Origin of the sequence: Luteimonas deserti (genome assembly GCF_013425765.1) — a bacterium.
GTDB classification, from domain to species: Bacteria; Pseudomonadota; Gammaproteobacteria; order Xanthomonadales; family Xanthomonadaceae; genus Luteimonas; species Luteimonas deserti.
The window spans coordinates 62,153-86,510 of the sequence record NZ_JACCJZ010000019.1; the positions used below are offsets into that span (position 1 = coordinate 62,153).

At 69.9% G+C, this 24,358-nt stretch carries 15 protein-coding genes and 1 riboswitch; of the genes, 8 read left to right on the plus strand and 7 right to left on the minus strand.

The window, feature by feature from the left end; genetic code table 11:
• Positions 1-86 precede the first annotated feature (86 nt).
• From thrC to thrA, 3 genes are read right to left on the minus strand one after another with little or no spacing between them, the layout of a single operon-like run.
• Positions 87-1,382 carry a threonine synthase gene (thrC, locus tag H0E82_RS11875; RefSeq protein ID WP_180545677.1) on the minus strand — a complete coding sequence of 432 codons (1,296 nt, stop codon included), beginning with the start codon at positions 1,380-1,382 and terminating at the stop codon, positions 87-89.
• Complete coding sequence (locus H0E82_RS11880; protein WP_180545678.1) at positions 1,379-2,350, minus strand: homoserine kinase; 972 nt, start codon at positions 2,348-2,350, stop codon at positions 1,379-1,381. The genes thrC and H0E82_RS11880 overlap by 4 nt, the downstream gene beginning before the upstream one ends.
• Complete coding sequence (gene thrA / locus H0E82_RS11885) at positions 2,347-4,854, minus strand: bifunctional aspartate kinase/homoserine dehydrogenase I (protein WP_180545679.1); 2,508 nt, start codon at positions 4,852-4,854, stop codon at positions 2,347-2,349. Before thrA ends, H0E82_RS11880 begins: the two co-directional genes overlap by 4 nt.
• A gap of 320 nt (positions 4,855-5,174) precedes the next feature.
• Between thrA and H0E82_RS11890 the strand changes: the two genes are divergently transcribed.
• From H0E82_RS11890 to H0E82_RS11915, 6 genes are all read left to right on the plus strand, one after another.
• A complete protein-coding gene (locus H0E82_RS11890; protein ID WP_180545680.1) occupies positions 5,175-7,022 on the plus strand; it encodes a methyl-accepting chemotaxis protein in 1,848 nt (615 codons plus the stop codon).
• 74 nt (positions 7,023-7,096) lie between these two features.
• A riboswitch (TPP riboswitch) is annotated at positions 7,097-7,207 on the plus strand.
• 156 nt (positions 7,208-7,363) lie between these two features.
• Positions 7,364-9,241 carry a phosphomethylpyrimidine synthase ThiC gene (gene thiC / locus H0E82_RS11895; RefSeq protein ID WP_180545681.1) on the plus strand — a complete coding sequence of 626 codons (1,878 nt, stop codon included), beginning with the start codon at positions 7,364-7,366 and terminating at the stop codon, positions 9,239-9,241.
• 123 nt (positions 9,242-9,364) lie between these two features.
• Positions 9,365-9,958, plus strand: coding sequence for a DUF4136 domain-containing protein (locus tag H0E82_RS11900; protein ID WP_180545682.1), 594 nt, complete (start codon positions 9,365-9,367; stop codon positions 9,956-9,958).
• 327 nt (positions 9,959-10,285) lie between these two features.
• Positions 10,286-12,598: a winged helix-turn-helix domain-containing protein gene (locus tag H0E82_RS11905; RefSeq protein WP_180545683.1), complete on the plus strand. Its 2,313-nt coding sequence runs from the start codon at positions 10,286-10,288 to the stop codon at positions 12,596-12,598.
• Between the two features lie 109 nt (positions 12,599-12,707).
• Entirely contained in the window at positions 12,708-13,565 is an 858-nt protein-coding gene (locus H0E82_RS11910; RefSeq protein WP_180545684.1) for a helix-turn-helix domain-containing protein, read from the plus strand.
• A 483-nt stretch (positions 13,566-14,048) separates the two neighbouring features.
• Positions 14,049-16,883 (plus strand): TonB-dependent receptor plug domain-containing protein, encoded by a 2,835-nt coding sequence (locus tag H0E82_RS11915; protein WP_235974296.1) that lies wholly within the window; start codon positions 14,049-14,051, stop codon positions 16,881-16,883.
• A gap of 361 nt (positions 16,884-17,244) precedes the next feature.
• On the opposite strand, the gene H0E82_RS11920 is transcribed toward H0E82_RS11915, so the two are convergent.
• A complete protein-coding gene (locus H0E82_RS11920) occupies positions 17,245-18,387 on the minus strand; it encodes an HDOD domain-containing protein (RefSeq protein ID WP_180545685.1) in 1,143 nt (380 codons plus the stop codon).
• A 93-nt stretch (positions 18,388-18,480) separates the two neighbouring features.
• On the minus strand, positions 18,481-19,011 hold the full coding sequence (gene ppa, locus H0E82_RS11925) for an inorganic diphosphatase (RefSeq protein ID WP_180545686.1): 531 nt from the start codon (positions 19,009-19,011) through the stop codon (positions 18,481-18,483).
• A gap of 193 nt (positions 19,012-19,204) precedes the next feature.
• Between ppa and H0E82_RS11930 the strand changes: the two genes are divergently transcribed.
• Complete coding sequence (locus H0E82_RS11930; protein ID WP_180545687.1) at positions 19,205-20,764, plus strand: M91 family zinc metallopeptidase; 1,560 nt, start codon at positions 19,205-19,207, stop codon at positions 20,762-20,764.
• Positions 20,765-20,947: 183 nt separating this feature from the next.
• On the opposite strand, the gene H0E82_RS16710 is transcribed toward H0E82_RS11930, so the two are convergent.
• Positions 20,948-21,184: a hypothetical protein gene (locus H0E82_RS16710; RefSeq protein ID WP_219338528.1), complete on the minus strand. Its 237-nt coding sequence runs from the start codon at positions 21,182-21,184 to the stop codon at positions 20,948-20,950.
• A 137-nt stretch (positions 21,185-21,321) separates the two neighbouring features.
• Here H0E82_RS16710 and H0E82_RS11940 point away from each other — a divergent pair, with 137 nt between their 5' ends.
• Positions 21,322-21,486, plus strand: a complete 165-nt coding sequence (locus H0E82_RS11940; RefSeq protein ID WP_180545689.1) for a hypothetical protein — start codon at positions 21,322-21,324, stop codon at positions 21,484-21,486.
• 797 nt (positions 21,487-22,283) lie between these two features.
• On the opposite strand, the gene H0E82_RS11945 is transcribed toward H0E82_RS11940, so the two are convergent.
• A complete protein-coding gene (locus tag H0E82_RS11945) occupies positions 22,284-24,335 on the minus strand; it encodes a sodium-translocating pyrophosphatase (RefSeq protein WP_180545690.1) in 2,052 nt (683 codons plus the stop codon).
• Between the last annotated feature and the right edge of the window lie 23 nt (positions 24,336-24,358).

Genomic DNA, 24,358 nt, shown 5'->3' on the forward strand with positions numbered 1-24,358 from the left:
CCCGCCCCTGATCGGGGCGGGAGGCCTTTTTTTGAGGTCGGAAGCCGGGGTACTGCGGGGGCGAACGCGACCGCGCTGGGCGTGGATCACGTCGCTCCGAGCAGGAGCGCGCGCAGCGCATCGGTGTCCGCCCGCAGGGTCCGGGCAATGGCGGGCCGCGCCAGACACGCGGCGAGTGCGACCGGCGCCTCCACCCCGTGACCGACGAGCGGCTCGACGATCGTTTCGAACTTGGCCGGGTGCGCGGTGGCCACGACCGCCCAGTCGCGTGTATCGCCGGCGGCGCGCAGGTCCGCGAGCACCTCGAGTCCGACCGCCGTGTGCGGGCACGGGACCACGCCGTGCCTTACTGGCGAGGCGGCGATCGCGGCGCGGATCCGGACGTCGTCGACCGCGGTGGCCCGCACCGCCGCACGCAGCGCGGCATCGTCGCCGTCGAACCAGTGACGCAGGCGCTCGATGTTGCTGGGCGCGCCGACATCCATCGCATTGGCGAGCGTCGTCCGCGTGGCCATGGGTGCGTAGTCAGCGCCGGCCAGGAAGCGCGGCAGGGTGTCGTTGGCATTGCAGGCCAGGTGCAGGGCACCGAGCGGTGCACCCATGCGACGTGCGAGCACCGCGGCGCACGCGTTGCCGAGGTTGCCGGTGGGCACGATGACGTTCAAAAGCCGCCCCGTGGCGGCGTGGTGGTGGGCAGCGGCGTGTGCGTAGTACGCGGCCTGCGGCAGCAGGCGGCCCAGACTGATGCTGTTGGCCGAGCCCAGAGTCACGCGGCTGCGCAGCGCGCCGTCCGACAGTGCCTGCTTGACCAGACGCTGGCAGTCGTCGAAGCGCGCGGCCACCCGGTAGGTCTCCACGTTGTCGCCCCAGCATTCGAGGCCGTGCGCCTGGCGCGGGGATACGCGGCCCTCGGGATACAGGATCACCACGCGGAAGCCGGGCCGGCGATGGAACGCGGCCGCCACGGCCGCGCCGGTGTCCCCCGACGTGGCCACCAGGATCGTGCTGAGCGGCGCGCCCGCCGGGCGGAGCGCCGCAAGCGCCCCGGCCAGGAACCGCGCCGCGTAATCCTTGAAGGCGGCCGTCGGGCCGTGAAACAGCTCGAGCAGCCAGTCCCCGGATCCGCGCATGGCGCGCAACGGGGCATCGAAGCCGAAGGCGTCGGTGCACAGGTCGGACAGGCGGCCAGCCAGGGCGGACTGCACCAGATAGGGCGCGAGCACGGCCTCGGCGGTCTGCGCCAGCGTCGCCCGCGGCGTGGTCAGGTCGATCCCGGGGATCGATTCCGGCACGTACAGGCCGCCATCGGGGGCCAGGCCCGCCGCCAGTGCCTCATCGAAACCGGTCGGCACGCCGCCGCCGCGACTGCTGACGAACCTCATGGCGTCGAACCCTCGGCGCGCGCAGCCGAGGGCTGGCGTTCGAGCAGTTCGGCGCGCGGCCCGTTCACTGCCGAGACGTAGGCGCGTGCGTCGAAGCCGGCGTCGGCGAACGCGCCGCGCATGGCGCCGGCCGCGGCGCGGGCCGACTCCGCCGATGCGAACCAGGCGAAGACGCTCGGACCCCCGCCGGAAATGCTCGCGCCGATCGCGTCGTGCGCGAAGGCGGCGGCCTGGACCGCGCGGAATCCCGGAATCAGCGCGGCGCGCCGCGGCTCCACCAGCACGTCGCGCAGGCCCGCACGCAGCAGCTCGGGGTCACCGCGCTGCAGTCCGGTCAGGAACAGGGCGAGATGGGTGCCGTGTGCGACCACCGTGTGCAGATCGAAGGGGTCGGCGAGCACCGCGCGCGAGCGCCGGGTCTCCAGCACCTGGTCGGGGTGGACCACCACGGCATGCAGCCACGCCGGCGCGGACAGCCGCAACAGGCGCTCGCCGGTGGCGAGGACCACGCCGCCCAGCAACATCGGCGCGACGTTGTCGCCATGCCGGCTGCCGCTGGCGACCGCTTCTCCGTCGAGCGCGAAGGGGTACAAGGCCTCGCGCGAGAGCGGCGTGTCCAGCAACGCATTCGCAGCCACCAGCGCGGCGACGCACGACGCTGCCGAGCCGCCCAGACCCGAGCCGAGCGGAATGCCCTTGTGCAGACGGAGCTCGAAGCCGTGGTCCAGTTCCAGCGCGCGTTGCAGCGACAGGAGGGCCTGACCGGCGGTGTTGGCGGGCGCGTCGAGTGGCAGCCGCTCGACCCCCGCGGCCGCGCCGGTGATGGCGGTGATGCGCACGCCCGGTGCGCGCGTGCGGACCACGGTGGCCACGTCGCGTGGGCCGTCGATGACGTGACCGAGCAGGTCGAAGCCGACGCCGATGTTGCCGACGCTGGCCGGGGCGAACGCCGAGACCGGCGCGCTCACGGCGAGCGCCTCGGCCCGGCCCCGAGCGCCTGCGCAATGGTCAGCACGTCGCCGAACACCCCGGCCGCGGTGACCTCGGGGCCTGCGCCCGGGCCCTGCACGACCAGCGGATTCTCGGCGTAGCGCGCCGTGGTGAACTGGACCAGGTTGTCGGTCAGGCGGGTATGCATGCACGCATGATCGGCCGGAAGCGCCTGCACGCCAACCGTCGCCCGGCCCTCGCTGTCCAGCTTGGCGATGTGGCGAAGGCCGCAACCGGCTGCGCGCGCCGCGTCGAGCCGCGCCTGCATCGGCGCATCGAGCAGGTCGAGCCGGGCGAGGAACGTGTCGACGTCGACCGAGCGCAATGCGTCCGGCACCAGGCTCTCGACCTCGACGTCGGCGAGCGACAGCGGCCGTCCCGCCTCGCGGGCGAGGATCACCAGCTTGCGTGCGACGTCGAGTCCGGACAGGTCGTCGCGCGGATCGGGCTCGGTGTAGCCGAGCGCACGCGCCTCGCGCACAAGGGCTGAAAACGGCTCGCGGCCGTCGTAGCGGTTGAACAGCCAGGCCAGTGTTCCCGAGAGCATGCCGTCGATACCGTGCAGCGTGTCGCCGGTGTCGAGCAGCGTGCGCAGGGTCAGCACGACGGGCAGGCCCGCGCCGACGGTGGCCTCGTACAGGAAGCGGCTGCCGCCGGCCCGGCGCGCGGCCATGATCGCCGCGTAGCGGGTCCAGTCGCCGCTGCCGGCCTGCTTGTTCGGCGTCACCACGTGGATGCCGGCGGCGAGCCAGCCGGCATAGCGTTCCGCCACGGCATCGCTGGCGCTGCAGTCCACGATCATCGCGTGGGGCAGATGCGAGGCGCGGACATGGGCGGCGAAGGCGTCGAGATCACAGGGCACGGCCCCGTCGCCGTCCAGCTGCGCGGCCGCGGACGCGGGGTCCATCGGCGCATCGCCGAGGCGCATCCAGCGGCTCGAGGCGAGCCCGCGCAGGCGCAGGTCCACCCCCGCCTCCGCGCGCAGCCGCGGTATCACCTCGGCCAGCTGTTCGAGCAGCGCCCGGCCCACGTGCCCCGGCCCGATCACGCCCACCGACACCGTCTGCGGCGACAGCCAGAACGCCGCGTGCGCGGCGCGCAGTGCACGTGTCGCATGGGCCTGGGCGATGGCGACGGAGATGTTGCGTTCGCTGGCGCCCTGGGCGATCGCGCGGATGTTGACCCGCGCCTGCGCCAGCCCGTCGAAGAGCCGCGCCGCGACGCCGTGGACGCCGACCATGCCATCGCCCACCGCGGCCAGCACGCACAACCCGTCCTGCATACGAACGCCCTCCACCTGGCCGGCGGCGATGGCCTCGGCGAAGGCGGCATCGATGGCGGCGCGTCCCCGCCCGGCATCGACCTCGCGCACCACGCAACAGATCGAATGCTCGGACGAGCCCTGCGAGATCATCGTCACCGAGACGCCGGCGTCGTGCAGGGCCGCGAACAGCGTCTCGGCGACGCCGGGCACGCCGGTCATGCCGCTGCCGACCAGCTCGAGCACCGCCATGCCGTCGACGATGCTCAGGCCTTTGACCGGTGAGGCCGCGGCTTCCCCGCGGGCATCGATCCGGGTCCCCGGACGCGCCGGTGCGAGCGTGTTGCGGATGGCCAGCGGAATGCCGCGTGCCTGCAGGGGGGCGAGTGTCCGGGGATGCAGCACCTTGGCGCCGAAGTAGGCCAGCTCGCAGGCTTCGGCGTACGACAGTGCGGGCAGGCAGACCGCGTCCGGCACCAGGCGTGGATCGGCCGAGAGCACGCCGTCGACATCTGTCCAGATGGTCACCGACGCCGCATCGAACAGGTCGGCCAGCAGCGCCGCCGAATGGTCGCTGCCGTTGCGTCCGAGCGTGGTCGCCTCGCCATCGGTGGTCCGGGCCACGAATCCGGTGGCGACGATGTGCGTGGACGCGTGACGCGTGCGCCAGGCCCGCAAGCGGTGGAGGCTCGCGTCGCGGTCCACCTGTGCGCCCATGTCGGCGGCGCGGACCACCAGCACCTCGCGGGTATCCAGGCGGGTCCAGCCCGCCGCTTCGCCGCCGAGTGCAGCCTGCATCAGCCAGGCGCTGCACAGCTCGCCATGGCCCCAGATGCGCTCGCTCAGGCGGACCACCGCATCGCCCGTGGCCCGCGCCAGCGCCTCGAGATCGCCGCGCAGCGCTTCCGATTCCAGCGCCAGCCGGTCGCACAGGGGTGCAGGATCCGCGCCGGCCAGGGCGAGGGCGGTCGCCCGATGGCGTTCGGCGAGGGCGGTCCAGGCAGGCGTGGTGTCGTCTCCGGCCCGCGCCGCGGTGGCCAGGGCCACCAGGGCGTCGGTGACGCCCTGCATCGCCGAGACCACCACCACCCGGTGGGCGCCGGGCGATCCGGCGGCGATGCGTGCGGCTGATGCGATGCGCCCGGCGTCAGCGAGACTGCTGCCGCCGAACTTGTGCACGTGGAGGAACGGGGAGGACGCGGGTAACGGCTCGGTGGACATCGTGGGCTCCTTGGAAATCGGGGCCCCGCGTCGTTCCAGGTCCGGCGACATGCCCGCACCCGGTTCGGGTGCGGAGCGGCGTGCTGGTCAGTCGGACACGCCCGTCCACACCCTGGGTCGGGTGGTACCGGTGGTCGTAATGGTGACGCGAGCCTGCGCGCCCAGGCCCGCACGCACGGGGCGGGCATCGGCAGTGTGCAGGCGGGCGGCGATCGACGGCATGGCCCGAGCTTCCTCCCGAATGGTGCGCCGCGTCAAGCGTCGGATTCAACATCCGCGCGGCGAGGCCGCTAACGGCATGAGCGAGACGGAGAACGGACATGGCGGAACCGGAAGGGTGGGTGGACGACGGCGCAGTGGCGGGGACGCCTGCTGCGCTGCCCGACGCGCCGGTGGGCCTGTTGCGTCTCGACGCGCGCGGCGTGCTGGTCGCGGCGAATCGCGCCGCCATCGACCTGCTCGGCCTGCGTGCCGACGCCATCGCCGATGGCTCGGCAGGCCTGCCGTGGGGCCTTGCGGTCGATGCGCTGCAGGGCGCGGACGGCATCTGGTTGGCGCCCGGCGATGACCCGGCCGCCCGCGTGCGCTATCAGGCCGACCGCGAGCACGGTGGATGGATCCTGGCGCTGCCGCATGCGGAAACCGCAACCCTGCTGCGCGAGGCCGCAGCCCTCGCCCGCGGCGATGCCGGCCTCGCGGTCTCCCCGCCGTTGCAGCCAATCGCACGCCGTTTGGCCGACACGCAGGGCGCGAGCCGCCTGCTCGACGGGATCGGCGACCTGCTCACCCGCTGCGACCTGGATCTCGCGTCGGTATGCGAGGCCGGCGACGATACACCGCACGTACGCCGGCTCTCGGCCGGCTTCGGCAACCTGGCCGAGGCCATCCGCCAGGCGGTGGCGCTGTCGGTAGGCATCGCCGACGAGGTGCCGCACCTGGTCGGCGAGAACGACGAACTCCTGCGCCAGTCGCAGGCGCAGCTCGAAGCGCTCGAGTCGGTCCGGGCCGCGAGCCGCCGCCTGCTCGACGATCTGCAGGCGGTGTCGGGCGATCTGCAGGCCGTGCGCGACGTCGCGGGCAGCGCCGATGCGAAAGCGCGCGAAGGCATCGACGCCGCGCGCGCGCTGGCCGACTCGATGGCCGCCGTGCAGCAGCGCTCGGCCCGCGCCGCCGAGGTGATCGAGGTCATCGACACCGTGGCCTTCCAGACCAATATCCTCTCGATCAACGCCAGCATCGAGGCCGCCCATGCTGGCGAGGCCGGCCGCGGCTTCGCGGTGGTGGCCACCGAGATCCGCCGCCTCGCCGACCAGGCCGCCGCGGCCGCCCGCGACGTACGCACGATCATCGGCGAGACCGTCGCGGCATTGGGCGAAGGCGCCGCATCGGCCCGGCATACCGGCCAGGTGCTCGACGGGATCGGCGATCTCCTCGGCGGCGCAGGCCGGGCGATGGCCACCGTCGCCGGCCGCATCGATGCGCAGGGCGGCGAGATCGCCGCGATCGACCGCGCGGTCGAGCAGGTGGTCGGCCTCGGCCGCAGCAATCTCGAACATGCCGCGCACGTCGCGGAACGGAGCGAGGCCCTGGGCCGGGACGCCGCGACGCTGCACGACGGCGTCGGCCTGTTCCGCCTGCCGCCGGATCCGATGCGGACCCCGCGTCACGCCTGCGTCCGCGATCTCGCCCAGAGCACCGCGGCCCGCATCGGCGACGCATTGACCGCGGCACTCGCCAGGCGCGAGATCGACGTCGACGGCCTGTTCGCGCGCGACTACGAGCCGGTGCCCGGCGTGGCGCCCGCCAAGTACACCACCGGATTCGACGCGTTGTGCGACCGGCTGCTGCCGCCGCTGCAGGAGCCCGTGCTCGATGCGCAGCCCTGGATCGTATTCGCCATCTGCGCCAATCCGGACGGTTACGTGCCCACACACAATCTGCGCTTCAGCCTGCCGCTGACCGGCGATCCGGCGCGCGATCTGGTCGGCAACCGCACCAAACGCATCTTCGAGGATCGCGTCGGACGCAGCGTCGGCGCGCATACCGATCCATGGCGTCTCCAGGTCTATCGGCGCGACACCGGCCAGATCATGTTCGACCTTTCGGTCCCCGTGTTCGTGGCCGGCCGGCACTGGGGTGGTTTCCGGGTCGGTTACACGCTCGAGTGAGCGGCGCCACGATGCCGTGCGCCTCGCGGCGCCGCGTCCGCTGCTGGCGTCGTCCGCCGGTTCGCGGTCTAATGCCGTCGAAGCGGGGGTACCGCGGTTGCCGGAGACACGGCACCGGGGTTGAGACAGTCCCTTCGAACCTGATCCGGCTGATACCGGCGTAGGGAAGCTTCGCAGGCCCGCCACGTCCCGCATCCGCGGCCGACCGTGCCCGGTCCGGCGCCGCCGCTTCGTCCGCGCCGCGAGACCTCTCCGACCCACGGCCAGCGCGCCGTCAACCGGACGTCCCGCACGACAGGGGGCCCACCGTGGGCGCCCGCAGCACTCACAGGACGAATGCCATGAATGCCGTGCCCGCCACGCTGCTGCAGCAGACCGACCAGCTGTCCGAGTCGGTGACCCGACCGATCCCCGGCTCGCGCAAGATCCATGTCCAGGGCTCGCAGCCCGACATCCGCGTCGCGATGCGCGAGATCGCGCAGAGCCGCACTCCCACGCTGTTCGGCGGCGAGGACAACCCGCCGATCACCGTGTACGACCCGTCGGGGCCCTACACCGACCCGGATGCGAGGATCGACCTGTCCACCGGCCTCGCGCCGCTGCGCGCGCGCTGGATCGAGGCGCGGGGCGACACCGAGCAGCTCTCCGGACTGAGCAGCGCGTTCGGCCGCGCCCGCGAGCACGACCCGAAGCTCGCCCACGTGCGGTTTCCGTCGCGCACGCTGCCGCGCGTGGCCCGCGCCGGCAGCAACGTCACCCAGATGCATTACGCCCGCCGGGGTATCGTCACCCCCGAGATGGAGTACGTGGCGATCCGCGAGAACCAGCGGATCGAAAGCGTGCGCGAGGCGCATCTGCGCGCGCAGCATCCCGGCGAAGCCTTCGGCGCGCACATCCAGCAGCTGATCACGCCCGAATTCGTCCGTGACGAGATCGCCCGCGGTCGCGCGATCCTGCCCAACAACATCAACCATCCAGAGAGCGAGCCGATGATCATCGGCCGCAACTTCCTGACCAAGATCAACGCCAACATCGGCAACAGCGCGGTGAGCTCGGGCATTGCCGAGGAAGTGGAGAAGCTGGTCTGGGCGATCCGCTGGGGCGGCGACACGGTGATGGATCTGTCCACCGGCAAGCACATCCACGAGACGCGCGAGTGGATCATCCGCAATTCGCCGGTGCCGATCGGCACGGTGCCGATCTACCAGGCGCTGGAGAAGGTGGACGGCCGCGCCGAGGAGCTGACCTGGGAGATCTTCCGCGACACGCTGATCGAGCAGGCCGAGCAGGGCGTCGACTACTTCACGATCCACGCCGGCGTGCTGCTGCGCTACGTGCCGCTGACCGCCAAGCGCGTGACCGGCATCGTCTCGCGCGGCGGCTCGATCATGGCCAAGTGGTGCCTGGCGCATCATCGCGAGAGCTTCCTCTACACACACTTCGAGGACATCTGCGAAATCATGAAGGCCTACGACGTGGCCTTCTCGCTCGGCGACGGCCTGCGCCCGGGCTGTATTGCAGATGCCAACGACGCCGCGCAGTTCGGCGAGCTGGAGACGCTGGGCGAGCTGACGCAGATCGCCTGGAAGCACGACATCCAGACCATGATCGAAGGCCCCGGCCACGTGCCGATGCAGCTGATCAAGGAGAACATGGACAAGCAGCTGCGCGAATGCGGCGAGGCGCCGTTCTACACCCTCGGGCCGCTGACCACCGACATCGCGCCGGGCTACGACCACATCACCAGCGCGATCGGCGCCGCGATGATCGGTTGGTACGGCTGCGCGATGCTTTGTTACGTGACGCCGAAGGAGCATCTCGGCCTGCCGAACCGCGAGGACGTGCGCGACGGGATCATGGCCTACAAGATCGCCGCGCACGCCGCCGATCTCGCCAAGGGTCATCCCGGTGCGCAGGTGCGCGACAACGCGCTGAGCAAGGCGCGTTTCGAGTTCCGCTGGGACGACCAGTTCCATCTGGGCCTCGACCCGGAGAAGGCCAAGGAGTTCCACGACGAAACCCTGCCGAAGGATGCGCACAAGGTGGCGCACTTCTGTTCGATGTGCGGGCCGCATTTCTGCTCGATGAAGATCACCCAGGACGTGCGCGATTACGCGGCCGGGCAGGGACTCGACGCGACTTCCGCGCTCGAGGCGGGCATGGCGGAGAAATCCGCGGAGTTCCGGGCGCAGGGCGCCGAGGTCTACCACCCGGAATAAACCGCATGCCCCGGGCTGAACGGCCCAGGCCGCCATCGCATCCGCGCGACGGCGGCCGGCGTATGTTCAGGGCCGGTATCGGGGCATCGAGTCACGATCCGCCAGTCCCCAGGGAGAACCCATATGAACACCTCCAAGCGCTTTGCCGCGTGGCTCGTGGCCTTGTGCGCGCTCGTCGTGCTGGCGGGTTGTGCCACCGGCCCGCGCATCACCACCGAAGCCGACCCGCGTGCCGACTTCTCGGCCTACCGCACCTGGTCGTTCTACACGCCGCTGGCGATCGAGAAGGACGGCTACGAAACCCAGACCAGCGCCCTCGCCAAGGCGGCGGTGCGATCCGAAATGGAACGGCGGGGCTATACCTACAGCGAAGCCAACCCGGACCTGTGGGTGAACATCAATGCCTATCTCGAGCGTCGGACCGACGTCAGCAGCTACCCCACGGTGGATTACGGCTACTACTACAGCTATCGGCACCGCGCGTACTTTGCGGTGCCGTACTGGAACGAGCGCACCCAGGTGCACCGTTACACCGAGGGAACGATGAACGTGGACCTGGTCGACGCCCGCGAGAAGCGTCTGGTCTGGGAAGGTATCGCGGTGGGCCGCGTGGCGAACCTGCGGCCGGACCAGCGCGCCCAACGGGTCAATTCGACCATTGCCGAGATCTTCGCCAACTATCCCCACCGTGCGGGAATGCGCACCGGTACGCTCTGAGCGCAGGGCCATGAAATGAAAGAGCGGGCCTGCGGGCCCGCTCTCGCGTCTGGGGGTCGGCGCGTGCCGGTCGCGGAAGATCAGGCGGGTGCGCCGGCCACTCGCCGGGCCATCTGGTGCGGCCGGTCGCGCCACGCGCTGCCGTCGCGCGTTGGATCGCACTCGCAGCCCATGGCCAGAACGCGCACGCCGATCGCGCCGTCGCCGGGCTGGGCGGCCAGCAAGGCCGTGGAAACGTGACGTGCGCTTTGCCGAATCGGGACAGGACCTTGCACAGGATTCAGTTTGTGGTCGCTATTGTGTCGGCCGAGTCAGTACGGCCCCCCGATGTCACAGGTTCCCCCCCTTAGCGATGACCCGGTTCCGCTGCGCCTGCGCATCGGAGCTGCCGTGGTCGATTTCGCCACGCGTGAGATCCGCGTCGACGGTGCGAGGGACGCTGCCCGTGTGACTCCGAAATCGATCGCGGTCCTGCGCCTGCTCGCCGAGCAGCCTGGCGAGGTGATGACACGGTCGGAGCTGCTGGCACGGGCCTGGCCGGACACCCTGCCCGGCGACGACGTGCTCACCCAGGCTGTCACCCAGCTGCGCAAGGCATTCGGTGCGGGCAGTGTGAGCGCGGCCGAAGGGCGGCGCTACATCGAGACGATCTCCAAGACCGGCTATCGCCTGACCGTGCCGGTAGAGGTCGTGGAGGCGACGGACGCGCGCGCCGCATCCTCCACGCCGGCCTACCGTGTGACCGATCCCGCGTTCGCCGGGCCCGTGACAGGCGCGGCGCTTGAGCCCGGCCGCGCGGCAGCGACCTCGGCCGCCTGGACACAACGCTGGCTCGTGGGCACCGCAGCGTTGGCGCTGGTGCTGGCGACGGTGCTCGGCCTGGTGCTGGTGCGCGGCGCGCCCTCCGCCACGAGCGCGCGCGTCGAGCCCGTGCCCGGCCCGGGTCGTCCCTATCGGCTGATTACCACGGCGGCCGGGTTCGAACTCTCCCCCAGCCTGTCGCCCGATGCCTCGATGGTGGCGTATTCCGCATCCTCGTCGGAATCGCCGGGGGGTGCAGGCTCGGTCATCCTGGTGCAGACCACGACCAGTGCCGCGCCGCGGGTATTGAGCCGGCCCGGGCCGGGTGAGCGCGACGACCTGCCGGCATGGTCGCCGGACGGCCGGGAGATCGCATTTTCGCGGCGATCGGCGGGCGGCGTCTGCCGGGTGCTCCTGGTCGCGGCCACCGGGGTGGGCGACGAGCGGGAAATCGCACGTTGCGACGGCAGCGACCTGCTCAGTTTCGACTGGCTGCCCGACGGTAGCGGTCTGCTGTTCGGCACGATGACCGGGGCTGGGGACGGCGCGCGCATGCGCGTGCTGAACCCGGTCGATGGTCGCTGGCGCGCGCTGGACTACCCGGGAACCGGGGATTTCGACTACGGCCCGAGGACGTCGCCCGACGGTCGCTGGATCGCGTTCGTGCGCAATCCCCAGATGGGCGACATCTGGCGTGTTCCGGCAGAGGGCGGCGAGCCCCAGCAACTGACACGCCTGGGTGCGGAAATGCGTGGGCTGGCCTGGGCGCCGGACAGCCGTGGCCTGGTGTTCGGCGTGCGGGTCGAACACGAATCCCGCCTCTATCACCTCGACTCGGAGAGCGGCGCGCTCGCCGATCTCGGCATCGAGGACGCGCAGATGCCGGCGATCTCGCCGCGTGGTGGCATGCTGGCTTTCGTGCACCGCCGGCCGCATTTCGGCGTGCGCCGCATCGCGGCGGACGGCACCGCGACACCGATGTTCCCATCCTCCGGGCGGGACACGCAGCCGATGGTGTCGCCGGACGGACGCCAACTGGTGTTCGCTTCCGATCGTGCGGGGCCGTTCGAGCTGTGGTGGACGGACCTCGCACGGCCCGAGTCGCTGCGTCCGATCGAAGGCCTGCGTCCGGACACCCGGCAGGCCCCGGACTGGTCGGCGGACGGCCAGCGTCTGCTGGTGTCGGCGGTCGACGACGCCGGCGTGCCCGTGATCATGGAACTCGAACCGGAGACCGGGCACCTCGTCGTGGTGCCGGTGCCTGCCGCGCGCCCGATGCAGGCCGTGCATGGACCCGGAGACCGCTTGCTCGTGATCGAGGAGGACGGCGCCGGGCGGGCCGCACTCGTGGTCTACCGTCGGGACGGCTGGCACGCGCTCGGTCGGATCGAGGGGGTCTCCCAGGTGCGTTTCGATCCACCGTCCGGGCGTGTGCTCTACACACGACTGGACGGAGATGGTCTGTGGGCGGCCGATGCCACGCTCACGCCGGGCTCGATCCGGCAGCTGAGCGACCGGATTCCCACACGGTGGCGGTATCGGACGTGGTCGGTATCGGCCGACGGCACCCTGTCGTATCTCGACGGCGACGCGGACTGCCGCTCGCGATTGGCCCGGTTCCGCATCGCGGCCGATGCGCTGGTGCCGACCGGTGTCGACTGCGCCGCCCGAGACCGGCGCAGCGCGACCAATGGCTTCAGCGTCGGGGCCGACGCCTGGTGGGTGTCGATCGCCTCCGAAGACGGTTCCGACATCGGATTCATGGCGCTGCCGCCCGCGGAAACGGATCCGAATCGCGTCGCCAAGTGGTTGTTGTCGCTGAAGAAAAAGGTTTCGTGATTCTTTCGGAACGGCGAACGCCACAATTTCGGCAAAGATTCCGTGCATCGTCGGGCAATCCGCGCGCCAGGCCTGCATAACACCGTTCCCCCAGAACGAACGGTGTTCCATGCAAGCTCCCCTCTGGTCCGCCCGTGGCCACGTCCTGCAGTTCGAATCGATGGACGGCTCGGCGCGATGCCTGGGCAGTGCCCGTCTGGGTGCCGTCCAAGTCGGTGCCCCGGTCTTCAACGTCTGGGTACAGGTGCGTGGCGACGGCTGGATCGAGTCCCGCGAGGGCCGGTTCCGGATGCGTCGCGGCGACTGGATGGCGTTCGAAAAGGAATCCGCTCCGCTCGTGCAGACCGGACCGCGTGGCGTGTGCATCGGTGTCGCGCTCGACGCCAAGGCGCTCGACGGGCTCCAGGCCCTCAATGACGGCACCCTGTACGCGGGCCGCGGTCGGGTTCCGGCGCAGGAGCTGCGCATGCTGCTGCGCCTGTGGCGCAAAGCCGCCGCGGCCGATGACGACGGCGTCGCGATCCGACCGCTGCTGCTCCAGCTCGCATCGGTGCAGCGTGACTTGGCCGCGCGCGTGCGCCGTTGCCCGGGCCGCTCGCGCACGCGCAAGCGGCAGGTGTTCGGCCGCATGCAGCGCGCTCGCCTCTATCTCGAAGGCAACAGCGACCGGGTCGTGCGCATCAGCGAACTCGCCGACCTGACCAGCTTCTCGAGCTGGTACTTCTCGAAGGCCTTCCACGCGTTGTACGACGAAAGTCCCCAGGCCTTGTCGGTGCGCCTGCGTCTCGAGCGCGCGGCGCTGCTGCTGCGCACCACATCGATGATGATCGGCGAAGTCGCGGCCGCGACCGGCTTCGACAACTGCTGCAGCTTCGCGCGTGCATTCAAGACCCATCACGGGATGTCGGCGAGCCGCTACCGCGCGTCGCGCGTGACAGCCAAGACCGGATCCGTCCGCACGGGCTGAGTGCTCCGGTGCCGGGGCGGCGGCGCGCGCGAGTTCGCGCTCGGCGGCGGCCCGGGCCCCACCCGCATGTCGCTTCCGGGCCTCGAACACGCGAGGGGCACGCACTCTTCCTCGAGGGTCGCACGTGTGCTGGCGGCGCGCGTGTTTCCGCCGCTGCCGCGGTGAGCGCCGATCCGTCGGGTCGACCCGCGAACAGCGGCTGCCGACACACTTCGACGCATTTCTCAGAGCCATGCGCGTGTCGAACGCGCGCGCCCGCGCGCAATGCGAACGTCTGCTGCCGTGACAGTCCGTCGCGGATTCCACATACGGCATGTTGCGCGCGCGTGACGCGCGGATCAGAAGTTCCCGCGAAAGGGCTTCGCGCCAGATTCGGCAAACACAGAGGCCGCCCCCTGCAAGGCATGAACAGCGGACGCGGTCGTACCGTGCGGATGGCGTTTTAACGCGTCAGTAACGCAAAACCTACTCTGGAGAGAGAACTTGAAGAATCTTCGCACTCCCGCGCTGCGGAAGGGCCTGTTGCCCCTCGCAGTGCTGACGGCCCTCGTGCCGGCGGCCGTGTCCGCCCAGGAACAGGCGACCGCCACCGGTGCCACCAACCTCGATCGCATCCAGGTCACCGGCTCGCGCATCCGCGGCGTCGAGATCGAGAACGCGCAGCCCATCCTGACCGTTTCGCGTGAGCAGATCTCGCGCTCCGGTCAGGCCACGGTTGCCGACCTCCTGCAGAACATCTCGTCGGCGGGCTCGCCGTCCATCTCGCGCGCAGATGCACTGGCGTCGGGCGAGAACGTCGGTGGCTACTACATCGACATCCGCAACCTCGGTGCAACGCGCACGCTCGTCCTGATCAACGGCGTCCGCCTCGGCGCGACCACCGGCGGCTTCCAGGACCTGAGCCAGATCCCGGTTTCGGCGATCGAGCGCATCGACATCCTGAAGGACGGCGCTTCGGCCCTCTACGGCTCCGACGCGATCGCGGCGGTGGTCAATGTCATCACCCGTTCGCGTTTCGACGGCGCCGAGGCCTCGGTGCAGTACGGCCAGTTCAGTGACGGCGACGGCGGAGAGACGATCTATTCGGGCTCTTTCGGCACCAGCAACGAGCGCGGCGGCATCACGATCTCGGCCGAGTTCATGGAAGCCGACCCGATCCTCGCCGGCAACCGCTTCTTCAGCGCGTTCGGCAACGCCGGTCCGGACTATCCGGGCTCGGGCTTCAGCCCGGTGAGCCAGAACGGTTCCTGGTTCGACGAGGCCACTGAGACCTGGCTGACGCTGCGCCCGGGCGGCAATCCGGCCAACCGTGCGGACTACGTGCCGCACACGGCAGCCTTCAACGCCAACGCCAACCAGCAGATGTTTGTGCAGACGGGCCTGGAGCGTAAGTCGGTGTTCTCCAACATCAACTACGACCTGACCGATCGCATCAGCTTCAACAGTGACATCCTCTACAACAAGCGCTCGACCGACCAGCAGATCGCCGGTTATCCGTACCAGTCGCTCGCGTTCGACACGCCGCTCTCGGGTGACAGCGTGTTCAACCCGGTCGGCGAGGACATCGAGTTCCGTCGTCGCCTGTGGGAAGTGCCGCGCACCACGCGCAGCGAACTGACCACATTCCGCGTCGTCGCGGGACTGAGCGGTTACTTCGACGTCAACGAACGTCCCTGGGACTGGAACGTCTCCTACGCCAACAACCGCAACGAAGTGACCAAGACCGGTCACGGTGACGCCAGCTTGCTGGCCACCGCGCCGGCGCTCGGGCCGTCGTTCATCGATGGCAGCGGCGTCGCACGTTGCGGTACGGTCGCCAGCCCGATCGCCGGCTGCATACCGTGGAATCCGCTGCTGCCGTTCGGTGTCTCGGGTCCCGGCTCGCTGGGCAATGCGGAGGTGCAGGACTTCCTGTTCCCGACCTACACCGATACGGGCGAGACCAGCTCGAAGATCTACTCCGCCAATCTGAGTGGTGGCCTGTTCGAGCTGCCGGCCGGCGACTTCGGCTTCGCGTTCGGTCTGGAACGTCGTGAGGAGACCGGTCGCTTCGTGCCGGACGCGTTCAACCAGAGTGGCAACTCGACCGGTCTGCCGGCGACCACCACCCAGGGCGGATACGAGGTCGACGAGGCCTACCTCGAGCTCAACATCCCGCTGCTCGCCGATGTGGCGTTCGCGCAGGAGTTGACCCTCAACCTGGCGTCGCGCTACTCCGACTACAGCAACTTCGGCGACACCACCAATTCGAAGGCGAGCTTCATCTGGCGTCCGATCGATTCGGTTGCAGTGCGCGCGACCTGGGCGCAGGGCTTCCGTGCCCCGTCGATCGACAACCTGTACGGCGGCATCGGCGGCAGCTTCGAGAGCTACACCGATCCGTGCTCGGTCGGCGTGCCCGGCAGTGTCGCCGGCAACGCAGCCTGTACGTCGGCCGGCGTCTCGCCGACCTACGTCCAGCTGGGCCAGGGTCTGGTGCCCTGTACCTCATGGCCGTGCCAGACGCCCGACCAGTTCCTCTCGGGTTCCAACCCGGATCTCGGGCCGGAAGCGTCGATCAGCCGGACGGCTGGCATCGTGTGGAGCCCCGGCTTCGCCGAAGGCCTGACCCTGAGCCTCGACTGGTACAACTACAAGCTGTCGAACTACATCATCCAGGACAGCGTCAACCGCATCCTGCGTGACTGCTACGTGCTCGGTGACGCGAGCCGCTGCGCAGGCATCACGCGCGCTGCCGACGGCCACATCTCGGGCATGTTCTTCGGCCTGACCAACCTCGGCGAGCTGGAAACGGAAGGTTGGGACTTCGGTGCGCGTTACCGCATGGCCGACACGGCGTTCGGTGGCTTCACTTTCGACTGGCAGACCAGCTACCTGGCGAAGTACGACACGCTGACCCAGAATTCCGCAGGCGAGAACATCTTCGTCGGCGGCGCCGGTGACCCGGGCTACTTCCGCATCAAGTCGACCCTGAGCACCAACTGGGAGATCAACGAGGACTGGAACGCCACCTGGAACATGCGTTACTACTCCGGCATCAACGACGGCTGCGTTGCCAACCGTCCGTGCTCGGAACCGGACCGCTTCCAGAACGGCGAGACTGCACCGCGCAACCGCCTGGGTTCGAACACCTTCCACAACCTGCAGGTGTCGTACAACGCACCGTGGGATGCGACGGTGTCGCTCGGCGTCGACAACGTGTTCGATCGCGAAGCGGCCATCCTGTTCAACGGTGGCAACGTCAGCACCGCGTTCCCGTACTACCCCGAGTTCGATATCGGTCGCTTCATGTACATGCGCTACACCCAGCGTTTCTGATCGCCACGCGATCCTGAAATGCAGAAAGGCGGGCCTTCGGGCCCGCCTTTTTTTTGGATCGTGCGCGTGATGCCGGAGGCCCGATGCGCGACCGGATCGCGTTGGACCGCTTGTCCAGAACAGGTATCGAAGGACGCGCAGGCGCCTTGACGGTGCCCGGCGTGTGCAGTGCCACAGGCCGTGCATGAGCATCGACATCGGGCGTCGGGCTCGAGCCGAGCCCGCGGACCGACGGCGGTGACCGTCCGCCGGCGCCGTCGATGCGGTCGTGACGGGGGCGTCAGCCGAAGGCGATCCCCAGGTGCCATCCCCGGCGGTGTCGCCGGGGACCTTGCGGGCGGAGGCCCGCGCGCGCGCCGGATCAGGCCGGCTGCACGTCCGCCAGGCCGAGCAGGCGTTCGGCGTGGCCACGCCAGCCGTCGAGCTTGTCGATCATGCCCGTGCGCTGCAGATAGTCTTCATGCACCGGTTCGCCGGCCGCGAGCGCGGTCGCGACATGCACCGCGCCGGTGACCCAGAAGCTGCGGGTGCCGGCACGCGCAGGCGTGCGCTGGAAGGCGACCGCCTCGATGATCGGCATCGGCAGGCCCCACAGCCCCAGCAGGTAGGCACCGGCCTCGGTGTGCCCCGGGGCGTCCTCGGGCTGGGTTTCCGCAGGCGCCCGCTCGTCGCGGATGCCCGGCAGCAGCAGGCCGATGTCGGCCAGCAGGGCCGCGGTCGCGCCGAGTTCGGCACTCGATTCGGGCAGCATGCGTCGCGCGAGCTGGGAGGCCACGAGCGCGCGCTGCTGCATCGCGGGCCGGTCGAGATGCGCGCCCGCGCCGTGCGCGAAGACCTCGCTCGCCAGCACCAGGTCGCGCATGGTGGCCATGCCCAGCCGGGTGACCGCCGAGCGCAGGTCGGTGATCGTGCGGCCTGCGGAAAAATAGGCCGAGTTGCACAGCTGCAGCACCTTGGCCGCGATCGCGGGGTCGCCCGAGATCAGCTGCGCGATGTCGTTGGCGTTGGTCTCGTCTTCGGCCTCGAGCGCATGCGCCAGCGCCAGATAGGTCTGGGGCGGCGAGGGCAGCTTCTCGATCTGGCCGATGCGCTCACGCAGCACCGGGTTGTCCAGCAGTTCGCGCAGTTCTTCGAGGCTGCCGATCGCTTCGAGCAACTGCGCCTCGCCGACCGGCAGCGGCAGGAAGCGGTGCGCGAGCGACAGCACGCGGGCAGGCGGCTGTCCGCCGATCACGGCGATCCGTGAGGTTTCCGGGCGGAGCGTGCGGATCTGGCCGAGCAGGGTGGCGACCGGCATGTCGGGAAGTGAGGGCGCGACCACCACCACGTCATGCGAGGCCTCCGCGATGAGCGCGGTCGCACCGGCGCCATCCTCGGCCCGCTGGACCTGCCAGCTGTCGTCCATGTCCCCGACCAGCCCGACGAGCTCGAGCGGCAGGCTGTCTTCGCCGCCAACAAACAGAATACGCACGATGAAATCCCCTGGGCGCCGCGCCACGTGCATCGTGGCGCCTGCGTGCGCGGATAGTACCAACCCGCGCAGCGCCCGGCCCCGGGCGGGTTCACGAACTGTGACGGCGGCTGCGCCGCCGGGGGCTCACTCGGCCGCGTAGGCGGCGATCGCGTCGTTGAGCAGGGCTTTGGCCTCGGCCGCATCGCCCCAGCCGCTGATCTTCACCCACTTGCCCTTCTCGAGATCCTTGTAGTGCTCGAAGAAATGGCCGATGCGCTCCAGCCAGTGGCCCGACACCTTGCCGATGTCGTCCACGTGGGCGTATCCGGCGAACACCTTTTCCACAGGCACGGCGAGGATCTTCTCGTCGCTGCCCGCTTCGTCGGTCATCTTCAGCACGCCGACGGGGCGGCAGCGGATCACCGAACCGGGAATCAGCGGCAGGGGCAGCACCACCAGCACGTCGGCCGGATCGCCATCGCCGCAGACGGTGTTGGGCACGTAGCCGTAGTTGCAGGGATAGCGCATCGGCGTGGACAGGATGCGATCGACGAAGATTGCGCCACTGGCCTTGTCCACCTCGTACTTGACCGGCTCGGCGTCCTTGGGAATCTCGATGATGACGTTGATTTCGTCCGGCGGGTTCTTGCCGGTGGGGACGGAGTCGAGGCCCATGCTGCTGCGATCCATTGAGGCGGAGAGGGGCGCCATTCTACGCGAACGATGCTGCGCCGCAGCGTGGCGCGCCCGGCCCGGTGCTGCCCGTTGGCTGCGGATGCAGGGGGCCCCGCCTCGGGTACGCCCTAGTACGCGCTCTCCATACGGGGGCGTACATATGGTCGCCACGTTTCCACTGCAGGCCACGTCCATGACTTCGTTCGATGCCCTGACCGCCTCGAGCCCGCTGACCGCCTCCCAGGGCTACTGGGACAATCCGCTCGCGCCCGGCCACCACACCCACGATGGGCCGACGGTCGGCGTGGGCCGTGCCGATGCCGTCGAGGGCCTGGAGGAGGGCCCGGCCGTCTCCACCCGGGAGGCGCCGCAACGCGAGCGCGGCGGCGCGATCGAGGTGGACGGCGGCGCCAGCAATCCGGCCGAACGCACCACCGGACGCACCCCGGACGGCAAGCCGATCCAGGTCGATCCGCTGCACCGCGACGGCGATCTGTCGATCGCCCGCGAGCGCACCGTGGCCCAGGGCTACGTCAGCCGCGACCAGGTGGTCTTCACCACCGGCGCCGGCAACGACGATGTCGGCGTCACCCAGCGCGACGACGGCACCTTGGATGTCAGCGTCAACGGCGAGCAGTACGCGGTGCGCCTGGCCCAGGGCCAGGAGCTCACGCTGCGCACCGGCAGCGGCGACGACACGATCCGGGTCGCGCCCAACGTCGAGGTCAACGTGGTCGTCGACGCCGGCAGCGGCGACAACGACATCCTGATCGAGGGCGACGGCGACCACCGCATCGCCAGCGGCGACGGCGACGACACCATCCGCGTGACCGGCAGTGGCCGCAACGACATCCACACCACCGGCGGCACCAACGCGATCCATGGCGGCAGCGGCGTCAATGTGATCTACGGCGGCGACGGCAGCGACACGATCCACGCCGGCGCCGGTACCAATTACATCGAGGCCGGTCGCGGCGACGACACGGTCCATGGCGGAGGCGGCTTCGACATCCTCTCGGGCGGAAGCGGGGACGATGTGATCCACGTCGGCGAGGGCCGGACCACGGTCTACACCGGCGCCGGCGCCGACAGCGTCGAAGGCGCGCGCGCCGACAGCACGGTCTACGCCGAAGTGTCCGATCTGATCAACGCGGCCACCGGCGCCCGGCCGACCGTGGTCAATGTCGAGATCGATGCGGGCGCCGGGGAGCGCGGCATCACCGTGCGCGGCTCGGATGCCTTCGTCCAGCGCATGCAGTCCGAGCTCGACCTTCTGAAGGCCTCGCCGGCCGGTCAGCAGATGCTGGTCGAATTCGATCGTGCCGCCGAGGCCAAGGGCAACAGCGTGACGATCCAGGAGCTGTCCAACGAGGACAACGGATATGCCCAGACCTTCAGCAGCGATGCCGACATCATCAACGGGCGTCCGGGCGCGGGCGGCGATGTGACCATCAGCTACAACCCGTCATTCCACATGGATGCGTTCCCGGCGCCGTCGGTGGTGCTGTACCACGAGATGTCGCATGCCTATAACGGCGTCAACGGCACCTTCCTGCCCGGCACGTACCGCGGTGAGGGCCCCGACAGCGGCCGCGTGCCCAATGCCGAGCGTCAGGCCGTGGGCCTGGAGAGCAGTGCCCCCGCCTTCGATTTCGACGGCACCGGTGCGATCACCCACAACCCGATCCATCTGACCGAGAACGGCATCCGCCGCGAGCTCGGCATGCCGGACCGTCCGAGCTACGCATTGTGAGGGAATGAGGGCGCGCGGCTCGGGGCACCCGCGCTGCGCTGAGTGCCGGTGAGCGGCGGTGGCGTGCGCAGCGGATGCCGGCGGCACGTGAGGTGGCGTGCTGGTTTGACGCAGGCTTGTGCGCTGCAGTGGAGGGTATCGATGATCTCGGTCGATGGCGGCCCACTCGAGGGATCACTGATGTCACGCCCCGGCAGCGCATGTGTCCGCCTCGTCGCTCGATGCGCGACGCTCGATGCCGTGCTCGCGCGCGAGCGTGATGCGCTGCAGGCGGACTACCGGGTCTGCAACACCGGAGCCGTGCCGCTGCTGGTGTTCGACCGCGGCGACCGGCATGCGGTCCTGACACGGCGACAGGCGGCAGGTGCGGTCGGCGTGCCCGTGCGTTTCGAGAGCGAGGGCGGGGAGACGCTCCTGCATCTGGCGCGCGCTCTGCCGATGCCCACGCCGACCCTGCCGCCGACGCCGTTGGCACGCGAAGTGGCGCCCGGCACCTGTGTCGATGCCACGTTCCGCTTTTCACGATGGCGGGACGGCGTTCCCGCACGGGTGCGCTGGTGCGTGGGCATCGCCCAGGCCAGGTGTCGCGGCTGTGCAGGTCCGAAACGCACGGCGATGTCGTGCTCTGGGAGGCCGACTTCGGCTACACGGACGACCAGGTGCGTCTGTGCACGCCGTGGTTCGACATGACCTCAGGGCGTTTCGAAGCATCGTCGGACTGAGTGCCCGCGCCGCCTGTCTCGACGCCAGAGGCGTGAACGGATGCGCGGCCTCGACGAGCCGCTGAGGATCCCGATACGCGGCGTCACGTCCACGGGTCACCGTTCTTCGTGGGGCGTGCACCCAACATGAGAGCCTCCGGTCCGCAGCGCCCTCATCCAGCGCATGCCGCCTGGATGACGGCGGTCTCGTGATCACTCGCTTCGCCCCGCGCTTCGAGGCCCGCACAGATGTTCGGCCGCGGACCCCGCAGCGTCGCACGCGTCTCCTGCGCCGTACGGCAGGGCACGAAGGCCTGCGCCGGGCGCGGGGTCTGCGCGCTTCCCTGGTTCGTCGCGCGCGCAACGCAGGGTGCGGACCGCGTAGTGGCCAGCGTCCCCGCAGCTCCGTCCGCTGTGAAAACCGGCGTGCAGGGCACGACGAAGGTCAAGGAACAGCACGAGGCCGCGGAACACGAACGGAACGCCGCGCCGCGCCCCCGGACGACGGGCTGCCGAGCGGGATCCGATGCGGACGCCTGGCGGAACTGGCAAGCAGCGCGGCGCCGCGCCGGACTCGAGGCCGGAGCTCCCCTGCAGCACGCGGACACCATCGAACAGATCGCGCAGGTGGTCGCCGTGGGTGGGCATTCCGGTCCCCGGGATGCCGGGGGAGCGCGCAATACGTTGTCGCGCAGCGGCACGCGGAGACGGCGATCAGGCCGATCCGAGATCGCCGATGTCGGGCCCCGCACGCAGGCCTGTCGATGTCCCGATGCGTCGCCCCGCCGCCCGGGGCAGGGCGACGCCCGAGATTCCCGTTACAGCAGCGGCACCAGCAACAGGGCGACGATGTTGATGATCTTGATCAAGGGATTGATCGCCGGGCCCGCGGTGTCCTTGTAGGGGTCGCCAACGGTATCGCCGGTCACGGCGGCCTTGTGCGCCTCGCTGCCCTTGCCGCCGAAGTTGCCGTCCTCGATGTATTTCTTGGCGTTGTCCCAGGCGCCGCCTCCCGTCGTCATCGAGATCGCGACGAACAGGCCGGTGACGATCGTGCCGATCAGCAGGCCGCCGAGCGCGCGGATGCCGGCGCCCGGCCCCATCAGGGCGTTCATGCCGAGCGCGACGACCACCGGCACCAGAACCGGAAGCAGGGACGGGACGATCATTTCCTTGATCGCGGATCTGGTCAGCATGTCCACCGCGCGCGAATAGTCGGGCTTGCCGGTGCCCTCCATGATCCCCGGGATCTCGCGGAACTGGCGCCGGACCTCCTCCACCACCGCGCCGGCCGCCCGGCCCACGGCTTCCATCGCCATCGCACCGAAGAGGTAGGGAATCAAGCCGCCGATGAACAGGCCGATGATCACCGCCGGATCCGCGAGATCGAAGCGGAACTCGGTGCCCGGATACCGGGCTTCCAGGTTGTGCGTGAAATCGGCGAACAGCACCAGCGCGGCCAACGCCGCCGAACCGATCGCATACCCCTTGGTCACCGCCTTGGTGGTGTTGCCCACCGCATCAAGCGGGTCGGTGATCGCGCGGATCTCCGGCGGCAGGTCGGCCATCTCGGCGATGCCGCCGGCGTTGTCGGTGATCGGCCCGTAGGCATCCAGCGCCACGATCATGCCGGCCATCGACAGCATCGCCGTCGCCGCGATCGCGATGCCATACAGGCCCGCGAACGAGAAGCACGCCCAGATCGCGAAGCACACCGCGATCACCGGCATCGCGGTGGACTTCATCGACACGCCGAGGCCGGCGATGATGTTGGTGCCGTGGCCGGTGGTGGACGCCTGTGCGATGTGCTTGACCGGTGCGTACTGGGTGCCGGTGTAGTACTCGGTGATCCAGACGATCGCGCCGGTGAGGGCCAGACCGATCAGAGCGCACCAGTACACATTGGTCGCGCCGTGGACGTTGTCGGCCATCAGCTGGGTGGTGATCGGCCAGAACAGCGCCGCGGCGATGACGCCCGAGATGATCACGCCCTTGTACAGCGCGCCCATGATCGAGCCGCCGGTCTTCACCTTGACGAAAAACGTGCCGACGATGGAGGCCAGGATCGACGCCCCGCCGAGCACCAGCGGATACAGCACGCCGTTGCCGCCGACCGTCGCCGCCATCAGGAAGCCGAGCAGCATCGTCGCGATCACGGTGACCGCGTAGGTCTCGAACAGATCGGCCGCCATGCCCGCGCAGTCGCCGACGTTGTCGCCGACGTTGTCGGCGATCACCGCCGGATTGCGCGGGTCGTCCTCGGGAATGCCGGCCTCGACCTTTCCCACCAGGTCCGCGCCGACATCGGCGCCCTTGGTGAAGATGCCGCCGCCCAGGCGCGCGAAGATCGAGATCAGCGAGCTGCCGAAGGCGAGCCCCACCAGCGCGTGCAGCGCGGCCTCGCCGGCGATGCCGAAGCGCGGCAGCAGCATCCAGTACCCGGCGACGCCGAGCAGGCCGAGGCCGACGACGAGCATGCCGGTGATCGCGCCGCCGCGGAACGCGACGTCCATCGCCGGTCCGATGCCGCGACGCGCCGCCTCGGCGGTGCGCACGTTCGCGCGTACCGAGACGTTCATGCCGATGTAACCGGCCGCGCCCGAGAGCACCGCGCCGAGCAGGAAGCCGATGCCCGTCGCCCAACCGAGGAAGACGCCGATCAAGACGAAGAGCACGACCCCCGCCACCGAGATCGTCAGATACTGCCGGTTGAGATAGGCGCGTGCGCCTTCCTGGATCGCCCCTGCGATCTGCTGCATCCGTTCGTTGCCGCCGGGTTGCCGGTTGATCCATCCGGCGGAGACCACGCCGTAGAGGATTGCGATGGCCGCGCAGCCCAGCGCCAGCCATAAACCGTGTTGCTCGAGCATGGAACCCCTCCCAGAGTCGGTAT